The sequence below is a fragment of the Streptomyces sp. NPDC093225 genome (genome assembly GCF_044753805.1).
Classification (GTDB): Bacteria; Actinomycetota; Actinomycetes; order Streptomycetales; family Streptomycetaceae; genus Streptomyces.
On sequence record NZ_JBIVNX010000029.1, the window covers coordinates 71,974 to 88,679 of the forward strand.

Annotated in this window: 13 protein-coding genes; 4 read left to right on the plus strand and 9 right to left on the minus strand. The window is 73.8% G+C overall.

Annotation, left to right across the window (positions count from 1 at the left end):
- Window positions 1-5: 5 nt before the first annotated feature.
- The 5 genes from ACIQCH_RS24615 to ACIQCH_RS24635 form a co-directional block, all read right to left on the minus strand.
- Window positions 6-254 carry a helix-turn-helix domain-containing protein gene (locus tag ACIQCH_RS24615; protein ID WP_402584196.1) on the minus strand — a complete coding sequence of 83 codons (249 nt, stop codon included), beginning with the start codon at window positions 252-254 and terminating at the stop codon, window positions 6-8.
- Between the two features lie 203 nt (window positions 255-457).
- Complete coding sequence (locus ACIQCH_RS24620) at window positions 458-2,371, minus strand: APC family permease (RefSeq protein WP_402584197.1); 1,914 nt, start codon at window positions 2,369-2,371, stop codon at window positions 458-460.
- Window positions 2,372-2,462: 91 nt separating this feature from the next.
- Entirely contained in the window at window positions 2,463-3,965 is a 1,503-nt protein-coding gene (locus tag ACIQCH_RS24625; RefSeq protein ID WP_402584199.1) for a helix-turn-helix domain-containing protein, read from the minus strand.
- 412 nt (window positions 3,966-4,377) lie between these two features.
- Entirely contained in the window at window positions 4,378-4,836 is a 459-nt protein-coding gene (locus tag ACIQCH_RS24630) for a (2Fe-2S)-binding protein (RefSeq protein WP_402584201.1), read from the minus strand.
- A gap of 88 nt (window positions 4,837-4,924) precedes the next feature.
- Window positions 4,925-7,132, minus strand: coding sequence for a molybdopterin cofactor-binding domain-containing protein (locus tag ACIQCH_RS24635; RefSeq protein ID WP_402584203.1), 2,208 nt, complete (start codon window positions 7,130-7,132; stop codon window positions 4,925-4,927).
- Between the two features lie 554 nt (window positions 7,133-7,686).
- Between ACIQCH_RS24635 and ACIQCH_RS24640 the strand changes: the two genes are divergently transcribed.
- The gene (locus tag ACIQCH_RS24640; protein ID WP_402584205.1) at window positions 7,687-9,114 is read left to right on the plus strand and encodes a PP2C family protein-serine/threonine phosphatase; all 1,428 of its coding nucleotides are present in this window, start codon (window positions 7,687-7,689) and stop codon (window positions 9,112-9,114) included.
- 87 nt (window positions 9,115-9,201) lie between these two features.
- Here ACIQCH_RS24640 and ACIQCH_RS24645 read toward each other — a convergent pair whose 3' ends face one another.
- Window positions 9,202-10,695: a hypothetical protein gene (locus ACIQCH_RS24645; RefSeq protein ID WP_402584207.1), complete on the minus strand. Its 1,494-nt coding sequence runs from the start codon at window positions 10,693-10,695 to the stop codon at window positions 9,202-9,204.
- A gap of 265 nt (window positions 10,696-10,960) precedes the next feature.
- Here ACIQCH_RS24645 and ACIQCH_RS24650 point away from each other — a divergent pair, with 265 nt between their 5' ends.
- Both ACIQCH_RS24650 and kstD read left to right on the plus strand, forming a co-directional pair.
- Window positions 10,961-12,097 carry an aminoglycoside phosphotransferase family protein gene (locus ACIQCH_RS24650; RefSeq protein WP_402584209.1) on the plus strand — a complete coding sequence of 379 codons (1,137 nt, stop codon included), beginning with the start codon at window positions 10,961-10,963 and terminating at the stop codon, window positions 12,095-12,097.
- A 163-nt stretch (window positions 12,098-12,260) separates the two neighbouring features.
- Entirely contained in the window at window positions 12,261-14,051 is a 1,791-nt protein-coding gene (gene kstD, locus ACIQCH_RS24655; RefSeq protein WP_402584211.1) for a 3-oxosteroid 1-dehydrogenase, read from the plus strand.
- Between the two features lie 132 nt (window positions 14,052-14,183).
- Here kstD and ACIQCH_RS24660 read toward each other — a convergent pair whose 3' ends face one another.
- Together ACIQCH_RS24660 and ACIQCH_RS24665 are read right to left on the minus strand one after the other, a co-directional pair.
- Window positions 14,184-14,684: a hypothetical protein gene (locus ACIQCH_RS24660; protein WP_402584213.1), complete on the minus strand. Its 501-nt coding sequence runs from the start codon at window positions 14,682-14,684 to the stop codon at window positions 14,184-14,186.
- Window positions 14,685-14,875: 191 nt separating this feature from the next.
- A complete protein-coding gene (locus tag ACIQCH_RS24665) occupies window positions 14,876-15,292 on the minus strand; it encodes an ACT domain-containing protein (protein ID WP_402584215.1) in 417 nt (138 codons plus the stop codon).
- A gap of 134 nt (window positions 15,293-15,426) precedes the next feature.
- Between ACIQCH_RS24665 and ACIQCH_RS24670 the strand changes: the two genes are divergently transcribed.
- Window positions 15,427-15,720, plus strand: coding sequence for a hypothetical protein (locus ACIQCH_RS24670; protein WP_402584217.1), 294 nt, complete (start codon window positions 15,427-15,429; stop codon window positions 15,718-15,720).
- Here the strand turns inward: ACIQCH_RS24670 and ACIQCH_RS24675 are convergent.
- Window positions 15,717-16,697 (minus strand): threo-3-hydroxy-L-aspartate ammonia-lyase, encoded by a 981-nt coding sequence (locus ACIQCH_RS24675; RefSeq protein ID WP_402584219.1) that lies wholly within the window; start codon window positions 16,695-16,697, stop codon window positions 15,717-15,719. The genes ACIQCH_RS24670 and ACIQCH_RS24675 overlap by 4 nt on opposite strands.
- Window positions 16,698-16,706: the final 9 nt, after the last annotated feature.

Sequence of the window (16,706 nt, forward strand, 5' to 3'; positions counted from 1 at the left end):
TCGTCTCACGAGGCGAGCGGCTGGGGCAGTGGCAGGCGCTCGGCGAGCCGGAACGCGCCGTCCTCGCGGTGCACGTAGCCCTCGTGGATGAGGGTGCGCAGCAGGTGGTACGTCGTGGGCAACGGGATCCCGGTCAGGCGCGAGAGGCGCTTGGCCGTGACGGAGCCCTCGGCGTGGATGGCCTCGACGAGGCGCAGGGCGCGCTGGACGGATCCGATGAGGGTGCCGTCCTTGGGTGCGTGGGCGGTGTCCATGATGTGCTCCCCCAGATCGTGTGCGAGAGGGACCCGACCCTCCGAGTGCCCGGAAGCGGCGGGATCTTGGCCGGGATCATGCCGCTCCCGAGGGCCGTCGAGACACGGAATCCGCCCAATGTCACTCTCTGATACAGGACCGATACACAGAGTGCCCGAACGTGGCCCGGGCGTCGCGCGGCGTGGGCACCGGTCCGCCCGGCTCATCGGCGGGCCGATTCCAGCAGGTAGGGCACGTCGATGACGGTCACGCCGGGCGTGAAGAGCAGCCTGGCCTTCAGGCGCAGCGCGTTCTGGTTGTGGAGCGGCTGCTCCCACCAGTGGCCGACGACGTACTCCGGAATGACGACGGACACCACTCCCCCGGGGTCCTCGGCCGCCATCTCCTGCACGTGCGCGACGACCGGTCCGACCACCTCCCGGTAGGGCGAGTGCAGGATCCGCAGCGGCACGCCGAGGTCGTGCGACTCCCACTCCCGCCGCAGCGCCTCCGCGTCCTCGTCGGCGGCCGCGGTCAGGGCGGTGAGCGTGGTCGGCCGCAGCCCCTGGGCGAAGCCCAGCGCCTTCAGCGTGGGCGCGTGCACGTTCGAGACGAGGACCACCATGTGGTAGCGCAGCGGCTGCCGGGGCTTCACCTCGGCGGGGACCACCACCTGCTGCCTGACCCGGTCGTAGTGGCGCCGTACGCCCTTCATGCCGAGGAAGAGCAGCGGCATGGCGATGACGACGAGCCACGCCCCGTGGGTGAACTTGGTGATGAGGACGATGACCAGGACCACGGCCGTCATGGCGGCGCCCACGGCGTTGATGGCCATGCGCCGGTGGATGTGCACCCGCTCGGCCGCCGGCGTGGTGGGGCGGGCCAGTTCACGCCGCCAGTGCCGGACCATGCCCGCCTGGGAGAGCGTGAAGGAGACGAACACGCCGATGATGTAGAGCTGGATGAGGCGGGTCAGCTCCGCGTCGAAGGCGACGATCAGCGCGATGGCGGTGAGGGCGAGCAGCACGACGCCGTTGGAGTACACCAGCCGGTCGCCCCGGTTGTAGAGCTGGACGGGTGCGTACCGGTCCTTGGCGAGGATCGACGCGAGCATCGGGAAGCCGTTGAAGGCGGTGTTGGCGGCCAGCACGAGGACGCCCGCGGTGACCGCCTGGAGCAGGTAGAACAGGACGTGCCAGTCGCCGAAGGTGGCCCGGCCGATCTGGGCGAGGGCGGTGGAGGTGGGGGTGTCGGCGGGGAGGCCGAGTTCGGTGGGGCTCGCGGCCACGTGCACCTCGTAGACCATCGCGAGGGTGGTGATGCCGGCGAACATGGTGACGGACAACAGGCCCATCATGGCGAGGGTGTTGGCCGCGTTCCTGCTCTTGGGTCTGCGGAAGGCCGGTACGCCGTTGCTGATGGCCTCGACACCGGTCAGGGCCGTGCACCCGGAGGCGAAGGCGCGCAGCGCCAGCAGGACCAGCCCGATGCCGGTGTAGGTGCCGACGGCGTGGATGGGCAGGTCGGCGGATTCGGCGCGGATCGTGCTCCCGGTGGCCATCCGGACCGCCGCCACGGCGAACATGAGGTAGATGACCAGGACGAAGCCGTAGGTGGGGATGGCGAAGACGCGCCCCGATTCGCGCACGCCGCGCAGGTTCATGACGGTCAGGACCACCACGAAGGCCACCGACAGCACCACCTGGTGGTCGCTGAGCGAGGGGATCGCGGACGTGATGGCGGCGACGCCGGAGACGACGGAGACGGCGACGGTCAGCACGTAGTCGACGAGCAGGGCGCTGGCCGCCGTCAGGGCGGCGGTCCGGCCCAGGTTCTCGGAGCTGACGACGTACGCGCCGCCCCCGCCCGGGTAGGCGTGGCAGGTCTGGCGGTACGAGGCCACGACCACGACGAGGAGGAAGACGATGGCGGCCGCGGCGTACCAGGTGAGGTGCAGGAGGGTGACGCCGCCGAGGGCCAGGATCAGGAGGATCTCCTCGGTGGCGTAGGCCACCGAGGAGAGCGGGTCGCTGCAGAAGATCGGCAGGGCGAGTCGCTTGGGCAGCAGGGTCTCGCCCAGCCGGGCGGTGTCCAGCGGCTCACCGACCAGCATGCGTTTCGGAGTGATACGCCTCATGCGGGCATGATCCGCGCACGGGTCCACGCCGGCGCGCGTGACACACGCTGCCGGGCGCGCCGGGCCGCCGCGGCGGCCCGGCGCGCCCGGGTCAGGCCCCGGCGAGGTCCTCCGCGCGGTGGGCGAGCCACAGGTCGTGGCGGGCGCTCGGCGACTGCAGGAGGGAGCGCTCCAGCAGGGCCTCCAGGCGGGTCAGCCGCTTGCGCGCGCCGGGGACGGAGATGCCCAGGGCGGCGGCGGTGGGCACGAGTTGGGTGTCGTGGCGCAGCCAGGCGCGCAGCGTCTCGCGGGCGCCGGGCGGGGCGTCCGGTGCGGTGAGCGGGGCGAGGTGGCCCGCGGCCCAGCGGACGACGTCGGGATGGGCGAGTACGTCGTCCAGGTCGCCGCCGGGGTCGGCGGGCGCGGGCACGCCGCGCGGGGTGAGCCGGAGGGCCAGGGAGAGGGCCGACTGGTCGGACAGCCGGGCGAGGTCGAGGCCGAGCACGGTCTCGACGAGCCGCAGCCGGGTGGCGAGCGTGTTGCGGTGGATCTTGAGCAGTCGGGTGGCGTGCGAGCTGAAGTTCAGCCAGGCGTGCACGGTGGCGCGCAGCTCCTCGCCGCCCGGGTCCTGCGGCCGCTTGGGCTCGTACGCGTGCAGCGGCGCGAGCAGCGCGGCCGCCCAGGCGGCGCCGGGCCGGTGTGCCGCGAGGGCCAGTTCGGCCCCGGTGCCGAAGCACGCGTACCGTTCGGCGCGGCCGCGGGCGACGGCGAGGGCGTGGAAGGCCTGCGTGTACGCCTCCTGGCTGTCGCGCAGCGGCCCCTCGTCGCTGACCCCGATCAGGCACTCGCGGTCCGCCGCCGCCAGCGCTTCGGCGAGCGGGTCGGCGAGCGGGTCGGCGAGCGGGTCGTAGCCGGCCCCGGCGGCCGACCGGGGCACGGGCGCCGGGCGGGTCGCAGCGGCCGGGCGGGGCACGGCGATCGGACGGGGCGCGGCGATCGGGCTCGTCGTGGGCGCGAGGACGATGAGGTGGCGCACGTAGACCGGGCAGCGCACGACCCAGGCCCGGCCGTCGGTGAGCTCGCGGCACCGCCGTGCGACCGCCTCGCGGCGGCCGGCGCGGCACTCGACGACGTACATCCGGAACGGGTCGGGCAGCGAGGGGGTGAGGGCCTCGGCGATCTGGTGGGCGGTGGAGACCCGGCCGTTCATGAGCAGGTGCAGCACGGCCTCGCGCGCACGGGATTCGGCCAGGGCGGCCTGCTGGTGGCGCTGCTCGGCGTCCTCGACGCGCAGGCTGAGCGCCAGCGGCACGGCCGCGTCGGCGAGCAGGCCGGCGGCGCCCGGCGGGTACGGTCGGGCCAGTACCGCGACCAGGGCGCGGCCGCCCCCGGGCGCGCGGCCCCCGTTCGGCGGCTCCTCGTCGAGGGCGAAGAGCAGGGCGGCGGACCCGCTCCCCTCGAACACCGCCGACCGCACCCCGCGGGCGCTGCGCTCGGCCGCGCCGCGGGTGACGAGCTCGGCCTCACCGGCCGCGGGAGGGGTGGGCACGGAGGCGCGGACGGCGGAGCCGTCGGGGCGTACCACCGCGGTCCAGGCGTCCAGGCGCTGGGCCAACCAGCGCAGCAGGGCTTCGGAGCCGCCGGTGTGGGCGAGCCGGTGGGCCTTGAGGACGTCGTCGGGGCGGGACCGGGCGGTGGCTCCGGCGGCGGGCTGGCTCGAAATCGTCGGACCCCTTCGCTGCGTTCCGCGGTCCGGACGACAACCGGCAGCGCCCGGAACCGCATTGAAGCATCCGGCGCTGACTGTGCGCTGTGATACCGGTCTCGCCCGGCCACTGGGCAGAGCGAACCCTGTCATCGGCCGCACGCCGATCTAGGTTGTGTCGTACCGGGGCCGGACGGCGGAGCGGCACCACTCGAGGGTGTGACCGTCCGGCTCCCGGGACCCCGCGGTGGGGTCCCGGCGCGATCAGGGGAGCGCCGGGCCCTCACCGGACGGACGTTGACGTCACGTCAAGGGGGTCACGTCACTTCATGCGGGCCGCCGCGCTCTTGATGGCCTCGCGGATGCGGAAGTACGTACCGCAGCGGCAGATGTTGGCGATGGCGTCGAGGTCGGCGTCGGTGGGTTCGTCGGTCCGCTTGAGCAGGGCGACGGCGGCCATGATCTGGCCGGGCTGGCAGAAGCCGCACTGCGCCACGTCCTGCTCCAGCCAGGCCTCCTGTACCGGGTGCAGCTCGTCCCCGTCGGCGAGTCCTTCGATCGTGGTGACCTCGCGGCCCGCGGCCGCGGCCACCGGCACCACGCACGGGCGGACCGCCTCGCCGTCGAGGTGGCTCGTGCAGGCCTTGCAGACGTCGACGCCGCAGCCGTACTTGGGCCCGCGGATGCCCAGCAGGTCGCGCAACGCCCACAGCAGGGGCAGGTCGTCGGGGGCGTCGACGCTGACACTGCGCCCGTTGACGGTGAAGGTGTGCGTGGGCACGGCGGACTCCAGGGACTAGCGGGGCCTGTGGGGAAGTGCGGGGCTTGTGGGGGAGAGCGCTGAACGCGGGGGCTGCGGGGTGCGGGGCTCAGCGCGGGTACGGGGTGAAGTCGACGTCGAAGTCGAGCGGGAAGCTGCGCGGTTTCGTCCCGGTGGCGCGGGCGTAGGCGTTGGCGATGGCGCCGACGGCCGCCGGCACACCGAGTTCGCCGGCGCCGCCAGGCTCGCCGGTGGCGAGCAGGACGTGGATGCGCACGTCGGTGGGGGTGTCGCGCTGCTGCGCGTAGTGGAACTGGCTGTAACTGCCTTCCATCGGCAGCCCCTTGTCGATGTGCAGGCCGGCGCGGAGCGTGGTGGAGATCGCGTCGGTGAGACCGCCGAGCAGCTGGGCCTCCAGCCCGCGCGGATTGATCGGCCGACCGACGTCGGCGACGACGACCGCCTTGGTGACGCGCACCCGGTCCCGGTCGCGGGTGTCGATCTCGACCAGGCAGGCCGTGCGGGACTTGTACTCCTCGTGGAAGGCGATGCCCTGGGCGCAGCCGGGCGGCATGGGCCGGCCCCAGTCGCCCTCGGCGGCGGCCTTGTCGAGGACGGCGCGCTGGGCGTCGGTCTTGAGGAAGGTGCGGCGGAACGCGACGGGGTCCTTGCCGAGCCGGGCGGCGAGTTCGTCGACCACGATCTCCTCGGCGCCGCGCGTGTTGGCGGAGTACACCGAGCGCCAGGAGCCGGTGGGGATGCCGGTCGGTATCTCGGTGAGGGTCTGGGTGGTGAGCCCGAAGTGGTAGGGGGACTTCACGGTGGTGGCGAACAGGGTCTGGGCGAGGGCCCCGTTGCCGAGGCCGCCGGGCAGGCTGGCGGCGGTCGCGGTGATGATCTCGCCCAGGCCGTGCCGGAAGTCGGTCTCGGCGGCCGCCACGCGGTGTTCGAAGCTGAGCACCTCCCCGAGCGCGTACGTGGCGCGGATGCGGTGGTGGGTGGCGGGACGCATCCGGCCGTGCCGGGTGTCGTCGACCCGGGTCCACATCAGGCGGACGGGCCGGCCGGCGGCGCGCGAGACGAGGGCGGCCTCCAGCGCGGCGTCGAAGAAGAGCCGGCGGCCGAAGGACCCGCCCGCCTGGACGACGTGCACGGTGACCTTGCCCAGCGGCAGGCCCAGGGCCGCCGCGATGGTCTCCCGGGCGACGATCGGGGACTTGAGGCCCGACCAGATCTCGGCCCGGTCCTCGCGGACGTCGGCCACCGCGCAGTTGGTCTCCATGGGGGCGTGGCTGACGAAGGCGAAGTCGAACTCGGCGTCGACGTACGGCGTGAGCAGGGGCGGCAGCAGCGGCGCCGGGGTGGCGGCGCGCAGCTTCGAACGGATCCCCGCGTCCGAGAGGTCGTCCGCGGGGCCGGGGCCCCAGGACACCTGGAGGGCCGCCTTGGCGTCGAGGGCCTGGCCGAAGGTCTCGGCGACGACGGCGACCCCGGTGGGGACGGTCACGACGGCGAGCACGCCGGGCATGGCCCGGACGGCGTCGGTGTTGGCGACGGCCCGGACGGTGCCGCCGAGGGTGGGCGGGCGGCGCAGCACGCAGGGCTTGGCCCCGGGCACGTCGAGGTCCAGGGTGTAGCGCTGGCGGCCGGTGACCATGGCGCGGGCGTCGATGCGTCCCGTGGGCCGGCCGACGAGGGTGTGCCGGGCCTCCGGCTTCGGGGTGGCGGCGAGGACGGCCAGCGTGGGGGCGGCGGCCTCCACCGCGAGGGAGCCGTAGTCGGCGCTCCGACCGTCCGGGGCGTACACGGCCCCGTCACGGGTGTCGAGTTCGCGCACGGGGACGGACCAGCGGCGCGCGGCGGCGGCGAGCAGGCGGGCGCGGGCGGCCGCCGCGGTGTGGCGGACCGGGTCGTACAGGGAGCGGATGCTGTTGGAGCTGCCGGTGAGCTGGTTGAAGACCAGCTCGGGCCGGGCGTCGTCGAGTTCGACGCGTACCGTCGCCAGGGGGGTGTCCAACTCCTCGGCGACGAGCATGGCGACGGCGGTGGTCAGACCCTGCCCGACCTCCTCGCGGGGCAGCCGGAGGACGACGGTGCCGTCGGTCTCCAGGCGGAGGGTGAGCAGGTGCGAGGTCGGGGCGCCGGCCAGGATGAACAGGTCGCCCAGGTCGACGAGGTCGGCCGGCGCCGGCAGCGAGGGGATCACGGCGTGCGCCGGCTGCGGCGCGAGGGCGTCCGCCCCGATCCGGGTGGCCAGCGCGAGGGTGGGCGCGGCCACCAACCGGGTGAGGAACGTCCGTCTGCCCTGCTCCGCCATGCCGCTCCCGCCCGCGTGTCCGGTTACCGGCACGTAGCGTAGCGATCACTCCCGTCCCGTGGAACCCGTCCTGCGGAACCGGTCCTTCACACCGCCGCCGGGCGTGCCTGTGGGGCCCGGCGCGGCCGCCGTGCCCCACCCTTCCGGGGGGCCGGGCGTCGTCCCGGTGACGGGCGGTACGGCGAAAGAGTGGGTTACGCGATCTTCGGTCAGGTGCGCGAAGACGGGAGTCGGAGGGGCTGGTTTCGGCCTCGGGTGCGGGGGTGCACAGGAGGGCCGACGGGGCCGCGGAGCGGGGTCGCGATGCCGGGGCCAGGTGTCGCACACCGCCCGTCCGACGCCCCTCCGGAGGGGCGGTCGCCACCTACGCCGGAGTAGCTTCTGACCGGAAACATTCGCACAAGAATCGGGACAAGCGAGGCCCTTGGCATATGCCACAAGCACGAACGTAACGGATGTTGCCAATTCCCTTACAGGCCGTCGCGGCCTGTGCCACAGTCGTAACCGGCCCTTCCATCAGACTTGGCCGAGCCGCGCCTGTATCGGAGTTCTCCATGCCGTCCCACACCTACGCGGACCGTCCCGCGCAGCCGCCCGAGCCGGGGTCGGTGGACGCGCTGATCTCGCAGACCCGACGCCTGCGCGGGGACGTGGACGCCGTACGACGGGACACCGTCGTCGACGACGACGACGCGCAGGGCCGCTGGCACCGCGCACTGTGCGACCTGGCGGTCCATCACCTCGACGACCTCGGCGAGCACCTGGGGCAGCTCAAGGAAGGGCTGCCGCCGGCTCCCGAAGCCCTCGACCTCTCCCAGCCCGCCGCCGCACCCGAGACCGGGGCCGATGGGCAGGGACGGGTCGGCAGCGCCGAATGGAACCTGCTGACCGACGAGGTCACGTGGTCCGACGAGCTGTACCAGGTCTTCGGCCGCGCCCCCGAGCAGGGCCCCCTCCCCCTCGACGAGCTCGGCTCCACCCTCTTCGCGGAGGACCGGCCGCTCCTGACGACGATGGTGACCGACTGCCTCGTCGACGGCAAGGCCATAGACGGCGAGTTCCGCATCGTCCGGACGGACGGCTGCGTACGGACGCTCCACATGCGCGGCGAGCCCGTGCTCGACCAGGACGGTTGCACGGCGTCGATGTGGGCCGTCATGCGCGACGTCAGCGAACTGCGGCGCAGCGAGCGGGCGGTGCGCGAGACCCTCGACTCCCTCCAGCGCCGGCGCCAGATCGCGCAGACCGAGCACCGGCTCGCGGTGGAGCTCCAGGAGGCGGTACTGCCCTCGTGGCGCGGCTCCCTGCGGTTCCCGCACGGCAGCACCGGAGCCCTCGACCTCGCCGCCCACTACATGCCCTCCACCACCAGCGCGCTGATCGGCGGCGACTGGTACGACGCCCTCGAACTCCCCGACGGCACCTCGATGCTGACGGTCGGTGACCTCACCGGGCACGGCGTGACCGCCACCTCCGGGATGGCCATGATGCTCGGCGCGCTGCGCGGCATGGCGATGGCCGGCATCGCACCGGGCCCCCTCATGGGCTGGCTCAACCAACTGCTGGAGAACTCCGTACAGCCCGCCCTGGGCAGCGCGGTGTGCTGCCGCTTCGACCCCGCCACCCGGACCCTGTCCTGGGCGCAGGCCGGCCACCCGGCGCCCCTGCTCTTCCGCGGCGGCGCCGGGCGAGCGCTCCAACCCCCCGAGGGGGTTCTGCTCGGCGCCACCACCGGCGCCGTGTACGGGCAGGCCGAGGAGCGCCTGGAAGAGGGCGACCTGCTCGTCCTCCACACGGACGGACTGACGCCCCGCACCATCGAGTTCAGCCGCACCGACGGGGCGGAGCGCCTGCTGGCGATGGCGCCCCGGTTCGCCACCGCCCGGTCGGCCCAGGACTGCCTGCGCCTGGTCGTCGAGGAGTTCGGCGAGACCGGGCGCGAGGACGACGCCTGCGTGCTGGTCGCCCGCGTCGGCGCCTGAACGCGTCACGAGACCGAAGGGGGCTCGCTCTGCGGCGGGCCCCCTTCCCGCGTGCTTCCGCTCGCCGGCCGGGGGCCGCGCGCCGGCTCAGACCTCGGCCGGGCGCGCCTTCCGGGTCGGGCTCTTCGGCAGCGCGAGCCGGATCTCCTCGCGCAGGTCGTCGATCCGCCCGTACCCCGCGTACTGCCCGGTGAGACGGTACATCTCGCGCAGCCGGTCCCAGGTCCGGTGCGAGGAGGTCTCCCCCATCGACACCAGGGCGAGCCGCGCGTAGCGGTCGGCCTGCTCGGGGTCGTCGGCGATGAAGCACGCCGAGGCCATCGACAGGTAGTCGAAGATCTGTGAGCGCTGGTAGCCGGTGCCGCGCAGCCGCAGCGCCTCCAGGGCGTGCCGCTTGGCGACCGGGGCCGCCGACGGGTCGTGGTCGGCCAGCGTGCGGTACGCCAGCGCCTGCATGCCGTGCATGTCCGCCTCGTCGAAGTGCTGCATCCAACTCGGCGGCGGGACGTCGTTCTTGTCCGACACGAACAGGTCCTCGGCCTCGCCGAGGGTGCGACGCATCGCCTGGCCCCGGCCCATCGCCGCCTGCGCCCACGCCTCGACCGTGTGCAGCATGGCGCGGGTGCGCGGCAGGGTGCGCTCACCGGAGCCGGACTGGGCCAGCTTCATCAGGTCGAGGGCCTCGTGCGGCTTGCCCAGGTGCACCATCTGGCGGGCCGCCCGGGACAGGGCCTCGCCGGCCCGTGGGCGGTCACCGCCCTCGCGGGCGGCGTGCGCGGCGATGATGAAGTACTTCTGCGCGGTGGGCTCCAGACCCACGTCGTGGGACATCCAGCCCGCGAGCACCGCCAGATTGGCCGCGACGCCCCACAGCCGGCGCTGGAGGTGCTCGGGGTGGCGGTACGCGAGCATCCCGCCCACCTCGTTGAGCTGGCCCACGACGGCCTTGCGCTGGAGGCCGCCGCCACGCGAGGCGTCCCAGGCCCGGAAGACCTCGACGGAGCGCTCCAGGGCCTCGATCTCCTGGGAACCGATGGGGGCGGCCTCGTACCGGTCGTAGCCGGCCGGGTCGGCGTGGAGGGGGTCGTTGAAGCGGGGAGCGTCCATCGACAGGGCCGGGTCCGTGTGCAGCCAGTCGTGCATGTGGCCGCTGAGTGCGGAGCCGGCGGTGAGCGCGGCACCCGCGCCCATCAGTCCGCGTCGGTTGAGCATGAGGTCCATTCCCGTGAATTCGGTGAGGACCGCGGCCGTCCGCTCCGGCGCCCACGGCAACCCGTCGGGGTTGTCCTTCGCCCCGCCCGGCTGCCGCCTGCTGGTGCGCCCTGGTCTTGCGAACCCGAGGTCCTCGATGGTCACGACACGACCGAGTCGCTCGGTGAACAGGGCGGCCAGCACCGACGGCACGGGTTCGCGGGGGCTCTCCCCCATGTCGATCCAGCGCCGCACCCGCGAGGTGTCGGTGGCAAGCTGGTGGTGGCCCATGGCCGCCGCCTGCCGGTTGACCAGCCTCGCGAGTTCTCCCTTGGACCACCCGGCGAGGCCGAAGAGGTCGTTCAGGCGGGTGTTGGGTCCTCTGCTCACGTCAAGCCCCCAGGTTCTCGGCTGACTTGACACTAGCCCCCGGTCAGATGCCGAGCGACTATTCGCCAGGGTTCGCCAGGGTCCGCCAGATGGTACGCAACGGTCCGCCGGGTGTCAGGTAGGAATGCGCCTTCCCGACCCGGTCCACCGGCCGGCACTCCCCAGGGTGTCGCGGAATCCCATGGTTCCCCATGGTGCTCTCCGTGGGGTGCCGGGGCGGGAAGCGTACGCAACTCGTCGGCGCACGAAGGGATACGTATTCATCATGTACGCAGCATCGTCCTCCGTGACCGCCCCGACCCGACCGCACCGCACCTTCCAGGCCGGCGGCGGCCCCTTCCTCGATCCCGGCCGCGGCGCGGCCGTCCCGCCGCAGGGCACGGTGCGGGCCCGGCGGATGCCGGGGGCCGCGGCGCAGCCGCTCAGCGGCAGACTCGACCTGTCCGGCCCCCAGGGGGCGCAACTACGCGCGGCACTCGCCTCGGTGCACCGGATCTGCCCCGAGTTCGCCCCCGTCCAGGTGCTGCGCAGGAGCGCCCGGTCCGTGCTGCTGGTGGGGACCACCGGACGCGCGACCGCGGTCGCCAAGGTTTTACTGGACCACTCGCCGGAGTGGACCGAGCGGTACCGCCACGAAATAGCGGTATACCGCGCGTTCGTCCGGCATCGTCCGCCGGTACGGGTGCCGCGTCTGATCGCCGCCGACCCGGAGAACTGCACCCTGGTCGTGGAACGGATGCCCGGGCGCGTGGCGGCCCTGCAGCGGCATCCGGTGGAGGCGCCGCCGCGCACCGACGTACGGGCCGCGCTGGGCGCCGTGTGCCGGGTCAACCAGTGGCGCCCGCCGGCCGAGTTGTTCGGCCGGCCGCTGGACTACGGCTCGCGGATCGCGCGGTACCACGAGCTGGGGCTGCTGACCGACCGTGACCGCGGCGACCTGCAGAAGCTGCTGCACGGCCTGGCCGTGGCCGGCCCCGGCGGGCGGCTGCCGCGCCAGTTCAACCACGGCGACGCGCTGTTGTCCAACCTCCTGCTCTCCCCCGCCGGGCCGGTACTCCTCGACTGGGAGCACGCGGGCTGGTACCTGCCCGGCTACGACCTGGCGACGCTGTGGACCGTACTGGGCGACGCGCCCGCGGCCCGGCGCCAGATCAGCCAGCTCGCGCAGGCCGCGGGGCCGCTGTCGCAGGACGCGTTCCTCGTGAACCTGATGCTCGTGCTGACGCGGGAGATCCGTACGTACGAGACCGCCGTGCAGCGGTCGATGCACGGGACCGGACCGAGCACGCCCACCGCGGGCGGGCTCAGCAGCGGCGAGGAGCAGCGGCTGCTGCTGCGCCGGCTGCACGACGACTGCGGGATGGCCCGCAGGGCGGTCCGGGCGGCGGTCGGCACGCGCTGACCTCCGGCCGCAGAGGGGCGGCGGGAAGGGACGTCAAGGCATACGCGCTACCCCCGCGTATGCCTTGACTTGTCTTGTCGCCGCGAGCACGGTGCTGACGCCCAGCATATGCTGACGCTCCATCAGGAGCCGTCGCCCGCCCTCGCGTCCGCCGGAGCCGCCCATGTCCGCACGTGCCGCACGACCGTCCCGCCGTACCGTGCTCGCCGGCACGGGTGCCGGAGCCATCACCGCAGGCCTGCCGGCTGCCGCCGCCCGGGCCGCCAGCGCCGGGACGGCCGGCGCCGGGACGGACGGGACCCCCGTCCTGGGCGAGTACGACGTCGTGGTGGTCGGCTCCGGTGCGGCCGGCATGACGGCCGCCCTGACCGCCGCCCATCGCGGCCTGAGCTGCGTGGTCGTCGAGAAGGCCGGCACCTTCGGCGGGTCCGCGGCCCGCTCCGGCGCCGGCATCTGGCTGCCGAACAACAGCGTCATCCTGGCCGCCGGCGTGCCGGACACCCCCGACAAGGCGGCCCGGTACCTCGCCGCCGTGGTCGGACCCGACGTACCGGCCGCACGGCAGCAGGCCTTCCTCGCCAACGGGCCCCGGATGCTGGACCTCGTCATGGCCAACAGCCCCCTGCGGTTCCGCTACATGGAGGGCTACAGCGACTACTACCCGGATCTGCCGGGCGGGTTGGCCGGCGGTCGCAGCATCGAGCCGGACCAGATCGACGGGAACGTCCTCGGCGCCGAACTGGCGCACCTGAACCCGGCGTACATGCCCGTCCCGGCCGGCATGGTGGTCTTCAGCGCCGACTACAAGTGGCTCACCCTGGCCGCCGTGAACGCCAAGGGCCTGGCCGTCTCCACCGAGTGCCTGGCCCGCGGCACGAAGGCCGCCCTGCTGGGGCAGAAGCCTCTCACCATGGGCCAGGCACTGGCCGCCGGCCTGCGGGCCGGGCTGATGCGGGCCGGGGTCCCGGTGTGGCTCGACACCCCGCTGGCCGACCTGGTGCAGGACGCGTCGGGCGCGGTGACGGGCGTGGTCGTCGAGCAGGGTGGCGTACGGGGCGTGGTACGGGCCCGGCGCGGGGTGGTCGTCGGCTCGGGCGGCTTCGAGCACAACGCGTCGATGCGCGCCCAGTACCAGCAGCAGCCCATCGGCACCGAGTGGACGGTGGGCGCCAGGGAGAACACCGGCGACGGCATCAGGGCCGGGCAGCGCGCGGGCGCGGCGCTGGCGCTGATGGAGGACGCGTGGTGGGGGCCGGCGATCCCGCTGCCGGGGGAGCCGTACTTCTGCCTGGCCGAACGGACCCTGCCGGGCGGGCTGGTCGTGAACCAGGCGGGCGCGCGCTTCGTCAACGAGGCCGCGCCGTACAGCGACGTGGTGCACGTGATGTACGAGAAGGACCGGTCCGGCGGGCACATCCCGGCCTGGCTGATCGTCGATCAGAACTACCGCAACCGCTACCTGTTCAAGGACGTCGCGCCGACCTTCGCGTTCCCCGACTCCTGGTACGCGTCGGGGGCGGTGCGCAAGGCGTGGAACCTGGACGCCCTGGCACAGCAGATCGGGGTCCCGGCGGCCGCGCTCAAGGCCTCGGTCAACCGGTTCAACGGGCAGGCCTGGTCGGGTACGGACCCCGACCAGCACCGGGGCGACTCGGCGTACGACCACTACTACACCGACCCCGCGGTCTGCCCGAACTCGTGCCTGGCACCGCTGTGGCTGCCGCCCTACTACGCCTTCAAGATCGTGCCCGGCGACCTGGGGACCAAGGGCGGCATGGTCACGGACGCGCGGGCGCGGGTGCTGCGCGCGGACGGCTCGGTGATCCGGGGGCTGTACGCGGCGGGGAACGCCAGCGCGGCCGTGATGGGGCACAGCTACGCGGGGGCGGGGTCGACCATCGGGCCCGCGATGACCTTCGGCTACGTCGCGGCGAACGACATCGCGGGTGGGTGAGGGCCGGGGGGCGGGCCGCCGGGTCGGGCCGACCCGGGCGGGGGCGGGGGCGGGCCCGTGGTGGGTCGTCCGCCCCGGCGCGCCGCGCCTCGGTCGGTCCGACGGCCGCGCGTCGGCCTGTCCGGTCGCGGCTCAGCCGGTCTGGAAGAGCTCCGCCGGGAGCGGCTTCAGGAGCGCGTACAGGTCGTCCGTGATCGGCCGGTCCCAGCTGGCGATCGTCACGAGGACGTTGTCGCTGCGGTCGAACTGGACGCACGAGATGCGGCTCTCGGAGAGCTTGATCCGCCGCACGATGAGGAGGTTGTCGCCCTGCATGACGGGGACGTCCTCGGTGCCGGTGACCTCGACCTCCTCGTCGTTCTCCAGGGCGGCCAGCAGCTGGGTCACCTCGAAGGGGACCTGCTTGTCGGCCAGCTCGCGGGCGGGCGAGCCCTCGGGCAGGTTGCCGATGATCATCGCGGGGCCGCGGCCGCCGAACAGGTCGTAGCGCAGGAAGACGCCCTGGCAGCTGCCGTCGGGGGCCGGGAGCAGACCGGCCCCGAGGTTGCCGGGCCAGTCCTCCGGGTCCATGGCCAGGACATCGAAGTCCGGGCCCGCGGGAGTGGCGGCGCTGCGGCGGCGGAGGAAGGACATGCGGCCATGGTACGGGTCGGGCCGGTGTTTCCGGGTGCGGGGTGCGTTGCGGCCGCTCAGGGCGTCGCCAGGGGGCAGCACGGGCCCTTGCCGCGGTGACCCTGCGGGCCGCGCGGGGCGGCTCGGGCCGGGTGGGCGGGGCGGCTCGGGCCGGTGTCCCGGGGCGGCGCAGGCCCGTTTCCGGGGGCGGCTCAGGCCTGTGTCCCGGTGGCCGAGCGGGCGGCGAGCGCTTCGAGGAGCGCCACCGCCTCGGTCGCCCGTTCGACCGGTACGAAGAGGTGGTCGTGGTGGTAGCCGGCGATCACGTTGCAGCTCAGCCCCGCCGCTGCGAGCTCGCGGGCGAAGGCGCCGGTCAGACCGACCGCGTCCAGGGCGGAGTGGATGCGGAGGGTGATCCAGCCGGCCACGTAGTCGTAGGCCAGCCGCTCCGCGTCGGCCTCCTCCTGGCGCAGCACGAGGGTGAGCCCCTCGGCCTCGGCGACGGTGGCCACGGGGTGCACACCGGGCGGGACGACGCTGCCGGCCACGGTGCAGAAGACGTACCGGCCAGGGTTCAGTTCCGGACGCATGCCGCCGAGGAGCTTGGTGAGGTCGCTTTCGCCGCTCATGGGCGCAGCATAGGTCCACCGGCGGGTGAAGGAGCGGGCCCGACCGGCGGATCGGCCCGGCCGCCGCTCCTCCCAGCGCGGTCGCGGAGGTGAGTCTGGGGACCGCCCCGGCACGCCGCGCACCACTCCCGCGGGTGCCGGCCCCCGCCCTTCGGAGGAGGAACGCGTGCCACTCCCTCACCGCCTCCGTCGGCATCGGCCTGAGCGGCGCACCCGTCTTCGCGGTGCAGGCCGAGCCCGGTGCGACCCCGCGGTTCACGCCGCGCCCCGCCTTCTCCGTCACGGCCGGCACCTTCTTCCAGGGCGAGGCACTGGAGGTGGAGGAGCTCGCGAACGAGGCGGCGCTCCCCTACGACGGCACGGTCTCGATGACGGCGGTCCTCGGTCCGGACCAGCAGTGGACCGTGAGCGCGGGCCGGCCCGGCTAGGGCCGGCCGCCGAGGAGGAGCTGGGCGAAGCGGGCCAGGTCGATGTTGCCGCCGGAGACGATGACGCCGACGCGGGCGCCGGGCAGTTCGTGGGCCATGTTGCGCAGGGCCGCGAGCCCGAGGCAGCCGGTGGGTTCCACGACGAGTTTGAGGTAGGTGGCGAACAGCCGCATCGACGCGACGAGTTCGTCGTCGGCGGCGGTCGTGACCTCCACCTTCTCGCGGGACAGGATCTCGAACGGCAGCTTCCCGATGTGCTGGGTCTGCGCGCCGTCCGCGATGGTCTGGGGGGTGTCGATGTGCACGATGCGGCCCTCGGCGAGCGAGCGCAGGCCGTCGTCGCCCGCCTCGGGCTCGACGCCGACCAGGCGGCAGCGGGGTGCGAGGGCGCGGGCCGACAGCGTGGAGCCGGACAGGAGCCCGCCGCCGCCCAGCGGCACGAACAGCGCGTCGAGTTCCCCGGCCTCCTCGAACAGCTCCTTCGCGGCCGTGCCCTGCCCGGCGATGATGTGCGGGTGGTCGTACGGGGGGATCAGCGTGAGCCCGCGCTCCTCGGCCAGGGTGCGGCCGATCTCCTCGCGGTCCTCCGTGTAGCGGTCGTACGTGACGACCTGCCCCCCGTAGCCCTTGGTGGCGGCCACCTTCGCGGCCGGGGCGTCCAGCGGCATCACGATGGTGGCGGGGATGCCGAGCAGGCGGGCGGCCAGGGCGACGGCCTGGGCGTGGTTACCGGAGGAGTACGCGACCACGCCGGCTGCGCGCTGGGCGGGGGTGAACCGCGACAGGGCGTTGAAGGCCCCGCGGAACTTGAAGGCGCCCATGCGCTGGAAGCTCTCGCACTTGAACAGCACGTCGAGGCCCAGCTGTTCGTTGACCTGCCGGGAGCGCATGACCGGGGTGCGGTGGGCGTGCCCCTCGATCCGCAGCGCGGCCTCGGCCACGTCGTCGTACGTCGGAACGGTGACGGGGTCGGTCATCAGGGCCCT